The following is a 13058-nucleotide window of genomic DNA, read 5'->3' as shown; positions in this document are numbered from 1 at the left end:
CATGACGCTCGTGCGCGCGCTCGAACGAGCGGACTGGGCCGCGGTGGAGGACATCTACCGCGAGGGCATCGAGGGCGGCAACGCCACCTTCGAGACCGAGACGCCGACCTGGGACGCGTTCGATCAGGCCAAGGCCCGGTTCGGTCGACTGGTCGCCGTCGATGACGCGCACGCGGTCGTCGGGTGGGTGGCGGCGTCGCCGGTATCGGCCCGCGCCGCGTACCGCGGTGTCGTCGAGCATTCCGTGTACGTCGCGGCTCGCGCACAGGGACGGGGCATCGGTGCCGCTCTCGTGCGGGCGTTCATCGCCTCGGCCGAGATGAACGGGGTCTGGACGATCCAGTCCAGCGTGTTCCCGGAGAACACGGCATCCCTCCGCCTGCACGAGGGCCTCGGCTTCCGCGAGCTGGGCCGACGCGAGCGGATCGCACGCTCGCTCGTGGGCCCGTGGGCCGGGCAGTGGCGCGACACCGTGCTGATCGAGCGGCGCAGCGTGATGAACGGGCGCGGATGACCGAGATCGACGTCGCACGACACCTCACCGCCGTGCGAGCCCTGGTCCTGCAGATCCTGTCCGCCATGGGCCCGCTCACTCGCGAAGGGATCCTTCGCGAGTGGGAGCGTCGACGTCCCGACCTCGGCGCCGGACACCGCGACCGGTTGCCGAGGATGCGGGATGAGACGCTGTGGCGCCTGACGAACCTCGGCTGGGTCGCCCGCGAGGGGGCGGAGTACCACCTCACGGGCGACGGTGAGATCGCGCTGCGGTGCGCTCGGACCGTCTAGCGCAGACGCCGCTCGAGATCTTCCACCGCGCTCTTGACCGCGTCGCGCATTCCACGGGCGCCGTCGGCATCCCACTCAGCGGGGTCGGGGAAGCTCCACTGCACGTGCTCTCCGCGAATCGGACCGGGAAGGTCGAGGTCGGGCTTCATCGTCACCACCACGTCGGCGGTGGCGAGGTCGTCGGCCGTCACGGCCCGGGGCGTGGCGTCAGTCGTGTCGATCCCGAGCTCCGAGAGGGTGGTGGCGATCGCGGGATTGATCCGGTCGGCCGGGGCGACACCGCCGCTGATGGCGCGCACCCTCCCCTGTGCGACGTGGTCCATGAGGTGCGCGCCGAGCTGCGAGCGTCCGGCGTTGTGCGTGCAGATGAACAGGACGGTGGGGGCGGTCATGCGTGTACTCCAGAGGAATGCTGCTGACGCGACCAGGCCTGGGTCGCGAGCTGGACGGCGTCCCACGGGGATCCGAGGGGCGGGGTGTAGGAGAGGTCGAGATCGCTGACCTGCTCGACGCTCAGGCCGGCGAACAACGCGGTGGCATACGTGTCCACGCGTTTCGCGGTCTCGGTGCCCAGGCGCCCGACCAGCTGCGCGCCGAGGAGCAAGCCGGTGTTCTCGTCGCCGGTGATGCGCAGGGCGATCGGCTGCGCGCCCGGGTAGTAGCGCTTGTGGTCGTCGGCGACGCTCTGCGTGGTCGACGGCGCGTATCCGGCGGCCGCGGCCTCGTGATGGCGCAGACCGGTGCGGGAGGCGACGAGATCGAACACCTTCACCACCTGCGTGCCGACCGAACCGGCGAAGCGGGCGGTGCCGCCGAGCGCGTTCTCTCCGGCGACGCGCCCCTGCTTGTGTGCGGTGGTGCCGAGGGGGAGATAGGTCTCACCGAGCAAACGGTGGTGGGTGACGACGCCGTCGCCGGCGGCGAAGACGTCGGGCAGTCCGGTGCGCATGGACGCATCGACGGCGACGGCCGAGCCGCTGCCGAGAGATGCTCCGGCGCGCTGCAGCAGCTCGGTGTTCGGGCGAACCCCGACGACGGCCAGGACGAGGTCAGCCGTATACGCGCGCTCCTCGCCGTCGGTGAGAGCGTGGACGGTGAGTTCCGTCCCCGACTTCTCGATGCCCCGGACGACGGTCGAGGTGCGCACGATGACGCCGTGCGCGATGAGCTCGTCTCGCACGAGCGAGCCCAGCTCTGCGTCCAACGTCGACAGCACCTCGGGTCCGCGCTGCAGCTGGGTGACCTGCATCCCCCTCGCGGTGAACGCCTCCGCCATCTCCAACCCCACGTAGCCCGCGCCGATGATGATGGCGCTGCGGGGGCTGCGCGCGTTCAGGTCGTCGTCGAGGGCGAAGGTGTCGCCCATGGAGTGGATGACATGCACACCGTCCGCGGGCCCCAGGGCGCCGAGCCCCTCGATCCCCGCGTGCGACGGGAGAGCGCCGGTCCCCACGACGAGGGCGTCGTAATCGAGGTGGCTCAGCGCGCCGTCCGGCCCCCGCAGGTGCAGGCGGTGACCCTCGACGTCGATGTCGGTGGCGAGGGTGTCGAGCCGGAGGCGCATACCGGTCGCTTCGAGGTCGGCAGCGGTGCGATGCGCGAGCGACTGCCAGGGCGTCACCTCTCCGGAGAAGAAGTAGGGGATGCCGCAGATGGAGTAGTTCGGATAGGCGTCGGCGACCACGACGGTGACGTCGACGGACGGGTCGAGCTCGCGGGCGCGGAGCGCGGCCGAGATGCCGGCGTCACTCCCGCCGATGGCGACGATGTGCATGAGGGGTCCTTCGGGTCAGAGGGATGAGACGACGGGAGCGGCGACGGCGTCGCGTGGCACGCGCGGGGGCCACGCCAGGAGCAGGGAGGCCACGGCGACGCCGACGGCCGCGCCGAGCAGTTGCGCCAGCACGAAGGGGGCGGCGGAGGCGGGGGCGATGCCCGCGAATGTGTCGGTGAAGATCCGCCCGACGGTGACGGCGGGGTTCGCGAAGGAGGTGGAGCTGGTGAACCAGTAGGCGCTGCCGATGTAGGCCGCGACCCACAGGGCGACCGCGCGTCCCGCGCCGTGGCGTGCGGCGAGCAGGATGACGACGATCAATCCGGCCGTCGCCACCACTTCTCCGAGGAGCACCCCGAGCCCGCCGCGGTCGGTGGTGGACAGCGCCTGGGGGACATCGAACATGGCGTTCGCCAGAACACTTCCGCCGATCGCCCCGACCAGCTGTGCGGTCACGTAGAGCGCGGCGCGGCCCACGCGGCCCGAGAGAGCGCTTCCCGGCCGGAACAGATCGACCACCGTGACGGCCGGGTTGAGGTGAGCACCCGAGACGGGACCGAGGACGGAGATGATCACGAACAGGCCCATGGCCGTCGCGATGCTGTTGGCCAGGAGCTGAAGACCCGCGTCATCCGTCAGGGATGACGCGGCGATCCCCGAGCCCACCACGACGCAGACCAGCGCTGCGGTGCCCACCGCTTCCGCGAAGACGGGGGCGATCGTCTGTGAATTCATGTCTCTCCTACCTTGACGGCGCCACACTACATCAATCAAGATTGAGACAATGAACGGTGAGCAAACAGACCTCGAGAGGCGCGCCGCACGGCACGCCGCCCTCGCCGACCCCGCACGACTGCAGATCGTCGACCTGCTCGAGACGGGCGACCTCTCCCCCCTCGAGATGCTCGCGCGCATCAACATCGCCTCGAACCTGCTGTCCCATCACCTCAAGGTGCTCGAGCGGGCGGGCATCGTCGCCCGCTCGCGCTCCGAGGGCGACCGCCGCCGCACTTACGTCTCTCTCCTCCCGGACGCCGCCGATCCGACGTCCGGGAGCATCGTTCTGACGACGCCGCGAGTGGTGTTCGTGTGCACGGCCAACTCCGCCCGCTCGCAGCTCGCCGAGCACCTGTGGCGCGCCCGCAGCGACGTCCCCGCCGCCTCAGCCGGAACCACCCCGTCGCCGACTGTCGCGCCCGGAGCGATCGCCGTCGCCGCCCGGCACGGCCTCGATCTGCACGACGCCGCGCCCAAGCTGCTCGCCGACATCCGCCACGACGACGACCTGCTGATCAGTGTGTGCGACAACGCCCACGAGGCTCTCGAAAGAACCGACCTCCACTGGTCGGTTCCCGACCCGGTTCCCGCGAACACCGCGGACGCCTTCGAAAAGACCTACCGACACCTCGCCCGCCGTATCGACGGGCTCCTCCCCCATCTCGCCGCCTGACCCCGGAGTGCACCATGACACGCCCCACCGTCCTCTTCGTCTGCGTCCACAACGCCGGACGCTCGCAGATGGCCGCCGGCTACCTGCAGCAGCTCGCCGGCGACCGCATCGACGTGCTCTCCGCCGGCTCCGCGCCGAAAAACACCATCAACCCCACCGCGATCGACGCGATGGCGGAGGAGGGCATCGACATCTCGGCGAACCAGCCCAAGGTGCTCACGGTCGACGCCGTGAAGACGTCCGACGTGGTCATCACGATGGGCTGCGGCGACGCGTGCCCCATCTTCCCGGGCAAGCGTTACGAGGACTGGGAGCTCGACGACCCCGCGGGTCAAGACCTCGACGCCGTTCGCCGCATCCGCGACGAGATCAAGGGGCGCGTCGAGGAGCTGATCGCGAGCTTGTCCGCCGCGTGACGGGTTCTCCGATCGGCCGTAAGGGCAGAGTCGGAGGGAAATAAGCAAAGGCTAAGGCCTTATCCTTTGCTTAAATGGGTTCATGAGCACCACAGGCGCAGGCGGTTGGCCCGCTATCGGGCGCGAGTCGCGACCGTGGGAGCGCTCAGAGGATCGGATCGGCTCACGTCGTCAGCTGCGTCGTGCTGCCGGTCCGTACGTCGCCGCCGTGCCACCGATGATCGCCCAGGTCGAGGTCTCGCTCGCCCCGGAGGTTCTCGCCGCGGCTGATGAGGCGAGCCACGCCCTTGCGCGCTTCGACGTCGAGGCTGCCGCTCTCCTCGCCCCCTTTCCGGCGATCCTGCTCCGCACGGAGTCCGCTTCGAGCTCCGAAGTAGAGAACCTGACGGCGGGGGCACGACAGGTGGCACTCGCCGAGATCGGTGCTGCGCGATCCGAGAATGCACGGCTGATCGTCGCGAACACACGCGCGATGGATGCCGCTATCGCGCTCAGCACCGACCTGGACGAAGACGCGATCATCGCCATGCAGTCGGCACTCCTCCGAGATGCCGCTCCGGAATTCATCGGGGGGTGGCGCACGGAACAGGTGTGGATCGGAGGAGGCGCGATCTCGCCCCACGATGCAGAGTTCATTCCACCCCACCACGAACGGGTGCCCGAGTTGATGCGGGACCTGATCGATTTCGTCGACCGTACCGACGTCCCCGTGCTCGCACAGGCGGCGATCGCGCACGCGCAATTCGAGACCATCCATCCGTTCCCCGACGGCAACGGCCGCACGGGCCGCGCCCTCATCCATGCTCTGCTCCACCGCGGCGGACTCACCCGCAACCTGACTGTCCCCGTGTCTGCGGGGCTGCTGCACGATCCGCGGGCCTACTTCCGGGCCCTCACCGATTACCGCGCCGGGAATGTGGATGCGATCGTCCACGCCATCACCGAAGCGAGCTTCTCCGCAATCTCGAACGGTCGTCACCTCGCCGCCGACCTCATCGGCATCCGCGACAGATGGAATGCGGTTCTCACGGCCAGGTCGGACTCATCCGCGCACCGCCTGATGGAGCTCCTGCCGGCAAAGCCGGTCGTGACCGCGGCGTCGGTCGCGTCCGCCCTCGACATCAGCACGGTCGCCGCGGGCACGGCGATCACCAAGCTCGCCGCAGCAGGAGTGCTGACCCAGGTCGGCGGCGGAAGCCGCAACCGTATCTGGCAGGCATCCGAGATCCTGGATGCCGTGGACGCGTTCGCCGCGCGCGCACGGCGGGGCCGCGTATGAAGCCTTCGATTCTCGCCTGAACAACAGCGCCGACGTCGCCTCGACGCGCCGCTCACGCGCCGGCCATCAACCCCTCCAGGGGACCGCTCGGGAGCACGACCCACCCCTCCCGTCTCGCGACGGCGAGCACCTCGGGGGCCGGCCGCGCGAATAGGCCGAGTGCTCCAGCGCGCGTCGCGAGCGCCGCGACGACGGCGTCGAACGCATCCGCTTTGCGGATCGCGAGCGGTGCGAAACCGCCGACGTCGAACCACGGCGCCCGCTCGCGGAGAGCGTCGAGAAGGATCGCCCGACGATCGGCATCCACTCGATATCCCGTCGTGTCGAAGCCCCAGAGGCGCAGTGATCCTCCGGGGTAGACCTCGAACAGGCGCCCCTCGGCGGCGCGGTCGACGCCCACGCCCGCCTCGGCGAGCCGTCGCAGCAGGCCCGCGCCCCGCAGCGCGGTGACCCCGAGCCGGTCGGTCGACACGCTCAGCGGCCACCGCCCGATGCGCTCGCGCACGACATGGTCGGTGTGGCGGTAGACGAGCGGTCGACGCCACTCGGCGTGCCCCTCCACGGGCCCGAGCTCGGGCTCCCCGGCGCTCTGATGCGCGCGCACGAAGTCCACGAAGGCGTCGGGCCACCCGAGCGGACAGTCCACCCCGAGCCACGCCTCGCCGGAGCCGACGAATGCCACGATGTCGGCATCCTGCACCCCGATCTCCAGCCGCGTCAGGCGGGCAGCACCGTCGGCCCAGACGATCTCGGCGAGGGCGGTGCCCGGTGCTCCGGCGGCGAGGTCGACTCCCACGGTTCTCATCGGGAGGAGCCTATGCCGCCGGGCCGGGTGCGCGCGGTGCACATCCGCATCCCCCCGACAATGCGCCCCCACTGTCCCGCATGACCTGAGAGGATCGGCCCATGGCAGACGACGATCTCCCCGATTCGCTCGAACCGGCGACCGACGTCCCGCCGCGCGACGAGCCGCCCCCGCCGCCGACGCCGAAGGGCGACCTGCGTGTTGCCTCGGTCATCGCGCTCGTCTCGGGGATCGTCGTGATCGCGTGGTACCTGTTCGTCGTGACCGCCAGCGCCATCTCCGAGCTCGACAACCTGGCCGCCATCCAGATCAGCATGTGGGTGCTGGCGGGGGTGTCGTTGGTCTTCGGCATCCTGAGCCTGAACGCCCGGATGGCCCGCGAACTCGCCGCCGCGGGATTCATCGCCGGGGTCGCGGCGGCGCTGCTGTCGATCTCGATCGGCTTCTTCAGCGGGCTCGAACTGCTGAACTGACGCGCGGCGCAGAAGGCGGCACCGCTCGCGGCTCACCCCGCGAACGCCGGCCCCACGTACCGCGCCGCCGGCCGGATGATCTTCGGGTCACGGGCCTGCTCGAGCACGTGCGCCGTCCAGCCGATCGTGCGGGCGAGCGCGAAAGTGGGCGTGAACATCCCCCGCGGGATGCCGCACTGCTCCATCACGACCGCAGCGTAGAACTCGACGTTCGCGTGCAGCGGCCGCTCGGGATGCCGGGCCGCGAGCTGCCGCTCCGCCTCCTCCTGGAACGCGAGCGCCTGTACGACGCGGTCGCCGCCCAGACCGCGGGCGACCTCGCGCAGCAGCTCCGACCGCGGGTCTGCCGTGCGGTACACCGCGTGCCCGAATCCCATGAGTCGCCGCCCGGCCGTGAGCTCCGCGGCGATCCAGCGTCCCGGGTCGTCGCCGGCACGGTCGAGGCTGTCGAGCGCGCGGGCGGGGGCGCCCCCGTGCAGCGGTCCCGACAGGGCGCCGAGCGCGCCGGTGAGACAGGATGCCATGTCGGCTCCGGTCGAGGCGACGACGCGAGCCGTGAACGTCGAGGCGTTGAAGCCGTGGTCCATCGCGGCGATGAGATACGCCGACAGCGCGCGCACGTGCGCGTCGTCGGGAGTCGCCCCCGTCACGCGTTCGAGGTAGTCGGCGACCACCCCTGCGCTGGCCGAAGCCCTCCCTATCGAGGCGCCGCCCGTCGAGCCGCCACCCAACGACCCGCGGTCGGTCGACACACCGCTCGTCGCCCCACCGCCCGTCGACGCGCCTGTCGAGGCACCGCCCGGCGCCAGGGCGAGCGGCGCGATCGCCGCGAAACGGATCGCCTCGTCGAGCCGCGCATCGTCGTCGAGGTCGTAGAGCGCCGACGAGCGGCGGACGGATGCCGTGAGCGTCCACACGGCGCGCAGCCTCGCGAGCGGCTGGTCGGTGCGTGCCGCCGACGCGGCGATGAGGTCCGGCATCCGGGGGTCGGCCTGCGCTGCGCGGATGCGGTCGGCGAACGCGGCGCGGCGAGCGTCGTCGGGAAGGTCGCCGACGACGAGCAGGTGCCAGACGTCCTCGAACGAACGTCCCCGTGCCAGGTCCACCGCCGAATGCCCGCGGTAGTGGAAGAACCCGGCCTCGCCGTTCACGTCGCCGATGCTGGTCTCGGCGGCGACGACGCCGTTCAAGCCGCGGGGCACGTCGATCAGGTCGCTCATGCGCCCAGTGTGCGAACATGACGAACTCAGCGTCAACGTTGATCGGATCATCATGACCGCGCCCCTCCCCCGCCTCACCGCGCCGCAGGCCGCCGCGCGTCTCGGGGTGAAACTCCCCACGCTGTACGCCTACGTCTCGCGCGGACTTCTGACCCGCGAACGCGATGCACGCGGTTCGACCTTCGACGCGCTCGAGCTCGAGTCGTTCGCCGCCGGGCGGCGACGCACGACCACACGAACCCCGACCCACCCCACCACCGGCATGCCGTTGGGCGTGCTGCAGACCGACATCGCCGACATCGAGGACGGCGAGCTGCTGTACCGCGGCCGGCGCGCCCGCGACCTCGTCGACCAGCCGTTCGCCGACGTCGTGGCGTGGCTGTGGGATGCGGAGCGGACCGACGCCCCCGACACCGCGATCGGCAGCGCTCGCGCGATGGTCGAGGCTCTTCCCCCGCACGCGGGGGCGATGGACCGTCTGCGCGCCGCGCTCACCGGGTTCGCCGCCGACGACCCGCTCCGGCACGACACGGCGCCGTCCACGCTGCACCGCATCGGCTGGACCCTGCTCACCGGACTCCCCGTCGCCCTCGGCGGTGACGCGCAGGCCGACGTGGCGCGCTCCGTCGCCGGCACCTGGGGCGTCGGCGACGACGCCACCGTCCGCGCGATCAATGCGGCGCTCATCCTGCTGATCGACCACGACCTGGCCGTGTCGACCTTCGCCGCGCGAGTGGCCGCCTCGGCCCGCGCCGACGGATACGCCGCGGTCGGCGCAGCCCTGGGAGCCGCCGACTCCCCCCTGCACATCGCCGCCAGCATCCGCACCTCGCGCCTTCTCACGCAGGTGCGCCGGGGCCGCGACCCCGAGAGCGCGCTGGCCGCCGCGGTGCAGGACGGTAACGGCATCCCAGGCTTCGGACACCCCCTGTACCCCGGCGTCGACGACCGCGCCGACGCGCTGCTCCCCCTGCTCGCGTCGCTCCCCGACGGCGAAGCAACGATGGATGCCGTGACCCGGCTCAGCGACGCCGTCGCGGCCCGCACGCACGCGCGGCCCAACGTGGATCTCGCGCTGGCCGCCCTGGCATCCGGAGCACGACTACCCGACGATGCCGCCGGCACGATCTTCGTCGTGGGGCGCCTCGCGGGCTGGATCGCGCACATCGCCGCGGAGTACGCGGAGCCGGCGATGCGCCTGCGGCCGCGGGGCGAGTACGTCGGGCCGTGACCGGCGATCTAGCCAGGTTCCTGGCTAGGATGCCCTCATGATGTACAACGTGCTGGAGGCGCGCAACAACCTCTCGAAGCTCATCGCCGACGCCGAGTCGGGGATCGAGGTCACGATCGCGCGACGCGGTGTGCCGGTGGCGCGGATCGTACCGATCGACGAGGCCCCCTCACGCACCCGCAATGCATTCGCGGAATGGTTGGCGAAGAACCCCGGCACCCCGGACCGGGCGCGGCCGGTCGACGAGATCGACGCGATCATCGCCGAGAACCGAGCTGCCGGGGCGTGATCTACGTCGACAGTTGCCTGGTCATCTACGCGGTCGAGCGCGATGACGACATCGGCGCGCGCACGCGCGCCGCTCTCGCGGGCGCGGACGGGCCGCTCGCGACGAGCCCCCTTGTCATGCTCGAGGCGCTCGTGAAACCGATGCGGGATGCCGACGCCAGGGCGCAATCGACCATGTGGAGCGCCTTCGACGCCTTCGAGCTGCTGCCGGTGGAGCCCGACGCCTATCTCGACGCGGCGTTGCTGCGCGCACGCCACCGGGGCCTGCAGACGGCGGATGCCCTGCATCTCGCGGTCGCCCGTCAAGCCGGGTGCACCGCCTTCTGGACGAACGACTCGCGTCTCGAGACCGCGTCGGGCGGCCTCGCCGTCGACATCGTGGCCCGCGGCTGAGGGAGGCTTCGAGGCCAGCGCCCCGACCGACGTCAGCGCGGTGCGCTCAGCGGTGCTCCCACCCGCGGGCCAGCTCCACGACCGCGGCGACCGCGGCCTCGGTGTCGGCGGGCGAGCCGCCCGCGCGGCCGGCGACCAGCCCCGCGACGAACGCGCTCAGCGGGGCCGCGGGCCGGGCCACGCCGTTGGCGACGTCGCGCGCGAGGTCGAGGATCAACGAGATGGGGATGTCGCCCTCGCCCAAGTCGAAGCGCGCGGCCAGTGCGGCGCTCCAGTCGTTGAGCGCCTCGGGCGGCAGGGTGCGGGATTCGGTCATGGCTGCTCCTCCTCGGGCTGCCTCAAGATCGTCCCACGTGTCGACGTCGTGCGTCAGGGCCGGGTCGACGGCCTTTGAGGTCACGACCAGCCCCCCGAGCAGGGCGCGCATCGACGCGTCGCGTCCGCGATCGGGGAGAGCGGATGCCGCTGCCCGCAGCGACGCGGTGCGGTACCGGCCGATGAGCCACTGGCGTCGGCCGTCGTCGAGGCACGCGCCATCGATCTCGGCGGGCAACGGCACGGAGAGAAGCGCGACCGCGGCGTCCGCGGTGGGCAGGTCGCACGCGATGACGTAGACCTCGTCGGCATCCACCTCGGCGAGGGCCGCGACGATCCCCGCGACCGGGCCCCCGAACGGCGGATCCTCGCGCACCCAGACGACGTCGAGCTCGGCGTCGAGCACGGGCGCGGCGACGACGACGCGGGCCGCGCCGCCCGAGCGGACAGCGGCGACCGCGGAGCGCAACAGGGTCGACCCGTTCACCTCGAACAGCGGCTTCACCGCTCCGTCGACCCGCGACCCGCGTCCGCCGGCCAGGAGGATCGCGTCGACGCTCACCATCGGGTCACCGTCACGAGGTCCCCGGCGACCAGATCGTCGGCGCTGGGCGGGATGACGGCGAGCCCGTCGGCGTCGCCGAGTCCGCGCGTCCCGTGGGCGGTCGGCGTTGCGGTCCAGCGGGCGGGATCGCTGCGGTCGACGCGCACCGGAACGTACTGCACGCGCTCGGGTCGGGCGCGGCGACCGACGGTGAGGGCGACGCGCGCCGCCTCGCCACCGAGGTCGGCGTCACCCTCCAGCGCCCGCAGCGCCGGACGCACGAACAGTTCGAACGAGACCGCCGCGCTCACCGGGTTGCCGGGCAGCCCGAACAGCAGGACGCCGCCGGGGGTGCGCCCGAATCCCTGCGGCTTCCCGGGCTGAATGCGCACGCGCTCGAAGCGCATGAGGTCGCCGAGCGTGTTCTTCACGACCTCGTAGGCGCCCGCGCTCACCCCGCCCGAGAAGACCACGACGTCGGCGCCGGCCTCCTCGGCGGCGGCGATCGCGCGGCGGGGGCCCTCCCCCTCATCGCCCACGCTGGTGCGCAGCACGACCTCGGCGCCGGCCTCTTCCGCCAGCCCGGCGAGCAGCACGCTGTTGGACTCGGGGATCTGCCCGCGTCGAGGCGCGGCGCCGGGGGCGACGAGCTCCGAGCCGGTCGACACGACGGCCACGCGCGCGGCACGCGACACCGAAACGGCGCCGACCCCGGATGCCGCGATGGCGCCGATCCGCGCCGCGTTCAGGCGCGTCCCCTGCGACACGACGAGATCGCCCGCGCGCACGTCGGAACCTCGCCGGCGGATGTGCGCACCCGGCCCGCGCGGCGGGAGGAGGACGGCGACCGGGTCGAGCCCCCCGGCGAGTCCGTGTGCCGTGTCTTCGAACGGGACGACCGCGGTGGCATCGGTCGGTACGGGCGCACCCGTCATGATGCGGGCGGCGTCCCCGGCATCCATTCGGGGATCCAGGTCGGTGCCGGCGGGCAGGTCGGCGATCACGCGCAGGGTGGCGGGTGCGGCCAGATCGCGCACCGCGAAGCCGTCCATCGCCGAGGAGTCGAATCCGGGCACATCGACCGCCGCGAACACCGGATGCCGCAGCACCCGCCCTCGCGCGGCCGCGACATCGCGCTGCGCACCGCCCAGGGGCTGGACCATCGCCAGGACGGCTGCGAGGTGCTCGGCGACCTCGATCACGCGATCGACCGGGCGGTGGGGGCGGGCATGGCTCCAGCGTAGGCGCGGCCACGGACATCGTTCCCGAACAGGGGCGCGGCGGGCCCGGGCGGCGGCGCGGCCGAGGAGATCCGGGCGACAACGCGGCCGGAGCAGACCCGCGCAACCGCGCGGCCGGAGGAGACCCCCGCAACGGAGGACGCGCGAGCGCCTCCCCGCCCTCCCCGGCCGAGTCTCCTCCGCCGCCACCCTCCTCCGGACCCCCGCGGCACCGGGCTATCGCCTCTCGCACCGACCCGCGCCCCCGCCGCCACCCCGCCGGTCGCACCGCCCCTCCACCGCCGCAACCCCGCCACCCCGCACGCCGCGCCCGGCTACCGTGAACGCATGGACGGCCTGACCTACGACGAGGTCGGCGCGACCGCCGGCGTGATGCCGCCCGGGTACCACCACGTGCGGGATCGGCGCATCATCGGGCACGGGCGAGCCGCGTTCGAGCATGCCGCCGATGCGCTCCTCGCCGGGGAGGTGCAGCGCCGTGCGGGCGCGCGGGTCGAGCTGTCGGAGACGCCGATGCGCACCGGCAGCCGCGTGACGATGCGGTTGGGGTTCGGCATCCTGAGCTTCCGCATCCCGTGTCTGGTCGTGTGGGCCGAGCGCACCGACACCGTGGCCGGCTTCGCGTACGGAACCCTGCCGGGGCATCCCGAGCGCGGGGAGGAGCGGTTCACGCTCACGCTCGAGCCGTCCGACGAGGTCGTGTTCGAGATCGCGGCGTTCTCGAAACCGGGCCGCTGGTTCACGCGTGTCGGCGCCCCGCTCGGGCGCTGGGTGCAGGCCTGGATGACGCGGCGGTACCTGCACGCCCTCTGACCTCGGGTTCTCCGTGGAAGCGCCCCTCCC

General features: G+C 72.1%; 17 protein-coding genes. 10 read left to right on the top strand and 7 right to left on the bottom strand.

The genetic code is table 11. The annotated features are described in order from the left end of the window. Window position 1: 1 nt before the first annotated feature. A complete protein-coding gene (locus ACTJJP_RS15265; protein ID WP_440775832.1) occupies window positions 2–514 on the top strand; it encodes an N-acetyltransferase family protein in 513 nt (170 codons plus the stop codon). Next, window positions 511–786, top strand: a complete 276-nt coding sequence (locus ACTJJP_RS15260; RefSeq protein ID WP_440775831.1) for a hypothetical protein — start codon at window positions 511–513, stop codon at window positions 784–786. The genes ACTJJP_RS15265 and ACTJJP_RS15260 overlap by 4 nt, the downstream gene beginning before the upstream one ends. On the opposite strand, the gene ACTJJP_RS15255 is transcribed toward ACTJJP_RS15260, so the two are convergent. The 3 genes from ACTJJP_RS15255 to ACTJJP_RS15245 are packed head-to-tail and all read right to left on the bottom strand — an operon-like array spanning window position 783 to window position 3295. Beyond that, complete coding sequence (locus ACTJJP_RS15255; protein ID WP_440775830.1) at window positions 783–1178, bottom strand: arsenate-mycothiol transferase ArsC; 396 nt, start codon at window positions 1176–1178, stop codon at window positions 783–785. The genes ACTJJP_RS15260 and ACTJJP_RS15255 overlap by 4 nt on opposite strands. Further along, window positions 1175–2560, bottom strand: a complete 1386-nt coding sequence (locus ACTJJP_RS15250) for an FAD-dependent oxidoreductase (protein WP_440775829.1) — start codon at window positions 2558–2560, stop codon at window positions 1175–1177. The genes ACTJJP_RS15255 and ACTJJP_RS15250 overlap by 4 nt, the downstream gene beginning before the upstream one ends. Window positions 2561–2575: 15 nt before the next feature. Next, on the bottom strand, window positions 2576–3295 hold the full coding sequence (locus tag ACTJJP_RS15245; protein WP_440775828.1) for an aquaporin: 720 nt from the start codon (window positions 3293–3295) through the stop codon (window positions 2576–2578). A gap of 49 nt (window positions 3296–3344) precedes the next feature. Between ACTJJP_RS15245 and ACTJJP_RS15240 the strand changes: the two genes are divergently transcribed. The 3 genes from ACTJJP_RS15240 (at window position 3345) to ACTJJP_RS15230 (ending at window position 5705) form a co-directional block, all read left to right on the top strand. After that, window positions 3345–4010, top strand: a complete 666-nt coding sequence (locus ACTJJP_RS15240) for an arsenate reductase/protein-tyrosine-phosphatase family protein (RefSeq protein ID WP_440775827.1) — start codon at window positions 3345–3347, stop codon at window positions 4008–4010. A 14-nt stretch (window positions 4011–4024) separates the two neighbouring features. Then, window positions 4025–4426, top strand: a complete 402-nt coding sequence (locus ACTJJP_RS15235) for an arsenate reductase ArsC (RefSeq protein WP_440775826.1) — start codon at window positions 4025–4027, stop codon at window positions 4424–4426. An 82-nt stretch (window positions 4427–4508) separates the two neighbouring features. Further along, window positions 4509–5705, top strand: coding sequence for a Fic family protein (locus tag ACTJJP_RS15230; protein ID WP_440775825.1), 1197 nt, complete (start codon window positions 4509–4511; stop codon window positions 5703–5705). Between the two features lie 52 nt (window positions 5706–5757). Here the strand turns inward: ACTJJP_RS15230 and ACTJJP_RS15225 are convergent, their stop codons facing one another. Beyond that, window positions 5758–6510, bottom strand: coding sequence for a DUF429 domain-containing protein (locus tag ACTJJP_RS15225; RefSeq protein ID WP_440775824.1), 753 nt, complete (start codon window positions 6508–6510; stop codon window positions 5758–5760). 101 nt (window positions 6511–6611) lie between these two features. Between ACTJJP_RS15225 and ACTJJP_RS15220 the strand changes: the two genes are divergently transcribed. Continuing rightward, a complete protein-coding gene (locus tag ACTJJP_RS15220) occupies window positions 6612–6983 on the top strand; it encodes a hypothetical protein (RefSeq protein WP_440775823.1) in 372 nt (123 codons plus the stop codon). 32 nt (window positions 6984–7015) lie between these two features. Here the strand turns inward: ACTJJP_RS15220 and ACTJJP_RS15215 are convergent, their stop codons facing one another. Further along, window positions 7016–8203 (bottom strand): citrate/2-methylcitrate synthase, encoded by a 1188-nt coding sequence (locus tag ACTJJP_RS15215; protein ID WP_440775822.1) that lies wholly within the window; start codon window positions 8201–8203, stop codon window positions 7016–7018. 52 nt (window positions 8204–8255) lie between these two features. On the opposite strand from ACTJJP_RS15215, the gene ACTJJP_RS15210 reads away from it, so the two are divergent. Genes ACTJJP_RS15210 through ACTJJP_RS15200 form a run of 3 tightly spaced genes read left to right on the top strand, consistent with a single transcriptional unit; the run spans window position 8256 to window position 10115 of the window. Continuing rightward, on the top strand, window positions 8256–9434 hold the full coding sequence (locus ACTJJP_RS15210) for a citrate/2-methylcitrate synthase (RefSeq protein ID WP_440775821.1): 1179 nt from the start codon (window positions 8256–8258) through the stop codon (window positions 9432–9434). Between the two features lie 37 nt (window positions 9435–9471). After that, window positions 9472–9723 carry a type II toxin-antitoxin system Phd/YefM family antitoxin gene (locus ACTJJP_RS15205; RefSeq protein ID WP_440775820.1) on the top strand — a complete coding sequence of 84 codons (252 nt, stop codon included), beginning with the start codon at window positions 9472–9474 and terminating at the stop codon, window positions 9721–9723. Further along, a complete protein-coding gene (locus ACTJJP_RS15200) occupies window positions 9720–10115 on the top strand; it encodes a type II toxin-antitoxin system VapC family toxin (protein WP_440775819.1) in 396 nt (131 codons plus the stop codon). Before ACTJJP_RS15205 ends, ACTJJP_RS15200 begins: the two co-directional genes overlap by 4 nt. 46 nt (window positions 10116–10161) lie before the next feature. On the opposite strand, the gene ACTJJP_RS15195 is transcribed toward ACTJJP_RS15200, so the two are convergent. Both ACTJJP_RS15195 and ACTJJP_RS15190 read right to left on the bottom strand, forming a co-directional pair. After that, the gene (locus tag ACTJJP_RS15195) at window positions 10162–10995 is read right to left on the bottom strand and encodes a DUF6457 domain-containing protein (protein ID WP_440775818.1); all 834 of its coding nucleotides are present in this window, start codon (window positions 10993–10995) and stop codon (window positions 10162–10164) included. Further along, window positions 10989–12176 carry a molybdopterin molybdotransferase MoeA gene (locus ACTJJP_RS15190; protein WP_440775817.1) on the bottom strand — a complete coding sequence of 396 codons (1188 nt, stop codon included), beginning with the start codon at window positions 12174–12176 and terminating at the stop codon, window positions 10989–10991. The genes ACTJJP_RS15195 and ACTJJP_RS15190 overlap by 7 nt, the downstream gene beginning before the upstream one ends. A gap of 366 nt (window positions 12177–12542) precedes the next feature. On the opposite strand from ACTJJP_RS15190, the gene ACTJJP_RS15185 reads away from it, so the two are divergent. Beyond that, entirely contained in the window at window positions 12543–13028 is a 486-nt protein-coding gene (locus ACTJJP_RS15185) for a DUF1990 family protein (RefSeq protein ID WP_440775816.1), read from the top strand. Window positions 13029–13058 lie beyond the last annotated feature (30 nt).

Origin of the sequence: Microbacterium sp. 22296 (genome assembly GCF_052045385.1) — a bacterium.
Classification (GTDB): domain Bacteria; phylum Actinomycetota; class Actinomycetes; order Actinomycetales; family Microbacteriaceae; genus Microbacterium.
This window is presented reverse-complemented; position numbering and strand designations above follow the sequence as displayed.

What these genes read in the sequence shown, in the direction of transcription:
- ACTJJP_RS15265 (WP_440775832.1), top strand. Translation starts at nt 2, where the DNA reads ATGACGCTCGTGCGCGCGCTCGAACGAGCGGACTGGGCCGCGGTGGAG.
- ACTJJP_RS15205 (WP_440775820.1), top strand. Translation starts at nt 9,472, where the DNA reads ATGATGTACAACGTGCTGGAGGCGCGCAACAACCTCTCGAAGCTCATC.
- ACTJJP_RS15195 (WP_440775818.1), bottom strand. Translation starts at nt 10,995, where the DNA reads ATGGTGAGCGTCGACGCGATCCTCCTGGCCGGCGGACGCGGGTCGCGG.
- ACTJJP_RS15235 (WP_440775826.1), top strand. Translation starts at nt 4,025, where the DNA reads ATGACACGCCCCACCGTCCTCTTCGTCTGCGTCCACAACGCCGGACGC.
- ACTJJP_RS15220 (WP_440775823.1), top strand. Translation starts at nt 6,612, where the DNA reads ATGGCAGACGACGATCTCCCCGATTCGCTCGAACCGGCGACCGACGTC.
- ACTJJP_RS15255 (WP_440775830.1), bottom strand. Translation starts at nt 1,178, where the DNA reads ATGACCGCCCCCACCGTCCTGTTCATCTGCACGCACAACGCCGGACGC.
- ACTJJP_RS15230 (WP_440775825.1), top strand. Translation starts at nt 4,509, where the DNA reads ATGAGCACCACAGGCGCAGGCGGTTGGCCCGCTATCGGGCGCGAGTCG.
- ACTJJP_RS15185 (WP_440775816.1), top strand. Translation starts at nt 12,543, where the DNA reads ATGGACGGCCTGACCTACGACGAGGTCGGCGCGACCGCCGGCGTGATG.
- ACTJJP_RS15250 (WP_440775829.1), bottom strand. Translation starts at nt 2,560, where the DNA reads ATGCACATCGTCGCCATCGGCGGGAGTGACGCCGGCATCTCGGCCGCG.
- ACTJJP_RS15215 (WP_440775822.1), bottom strand. Translation starts at nt 8,203, where the DNA reads ATGAGCGACCTGATCGACGTGCCCCGCGGCTTGAACGGCGTCGTCGCC.
- ACTJJP_RS15240 (WP_440775827.1), top strand. Translation starts at nt 3,345, where the DNA reads ATGAACGGTGAGCAAACAGACCTCGAGAGGCGCGCCGCACGGCACGCC.
- ACTJJP_RS15245 (WP_440775828.1), bottom strand. Translation starts at nt 3,295, where the DNA reads ATGAATTCACAGACGATCGCCCCCGTCTTCGCGGAAGCGGTGGGCACC.
- ACTJJP_RS15225 (WP_440775824.1), bottom strand. Translation starts at nt 6,510, where the DNA reads ATGAGAACCGTGGGAGTCGACCTCGCCGCCGGAGCACCGGGCACCGCC.
- ACTJJP_RS15260 (WP_440775831.1), top strand. Translation starts at nt 511, where the DNA reads ATGACCGAGATCGACGTCGCACGACACCTCACCGCCGTGCGAGCCCTG.
- ACTJJP_RS15210 (WP_440775821.1), top strand. Translation starts at nt 8,256, where the DNA reads ATGACCGCGCCCCTCCCCCGCCTCACCGCGCCGCAGGCCGCCGCGCGT.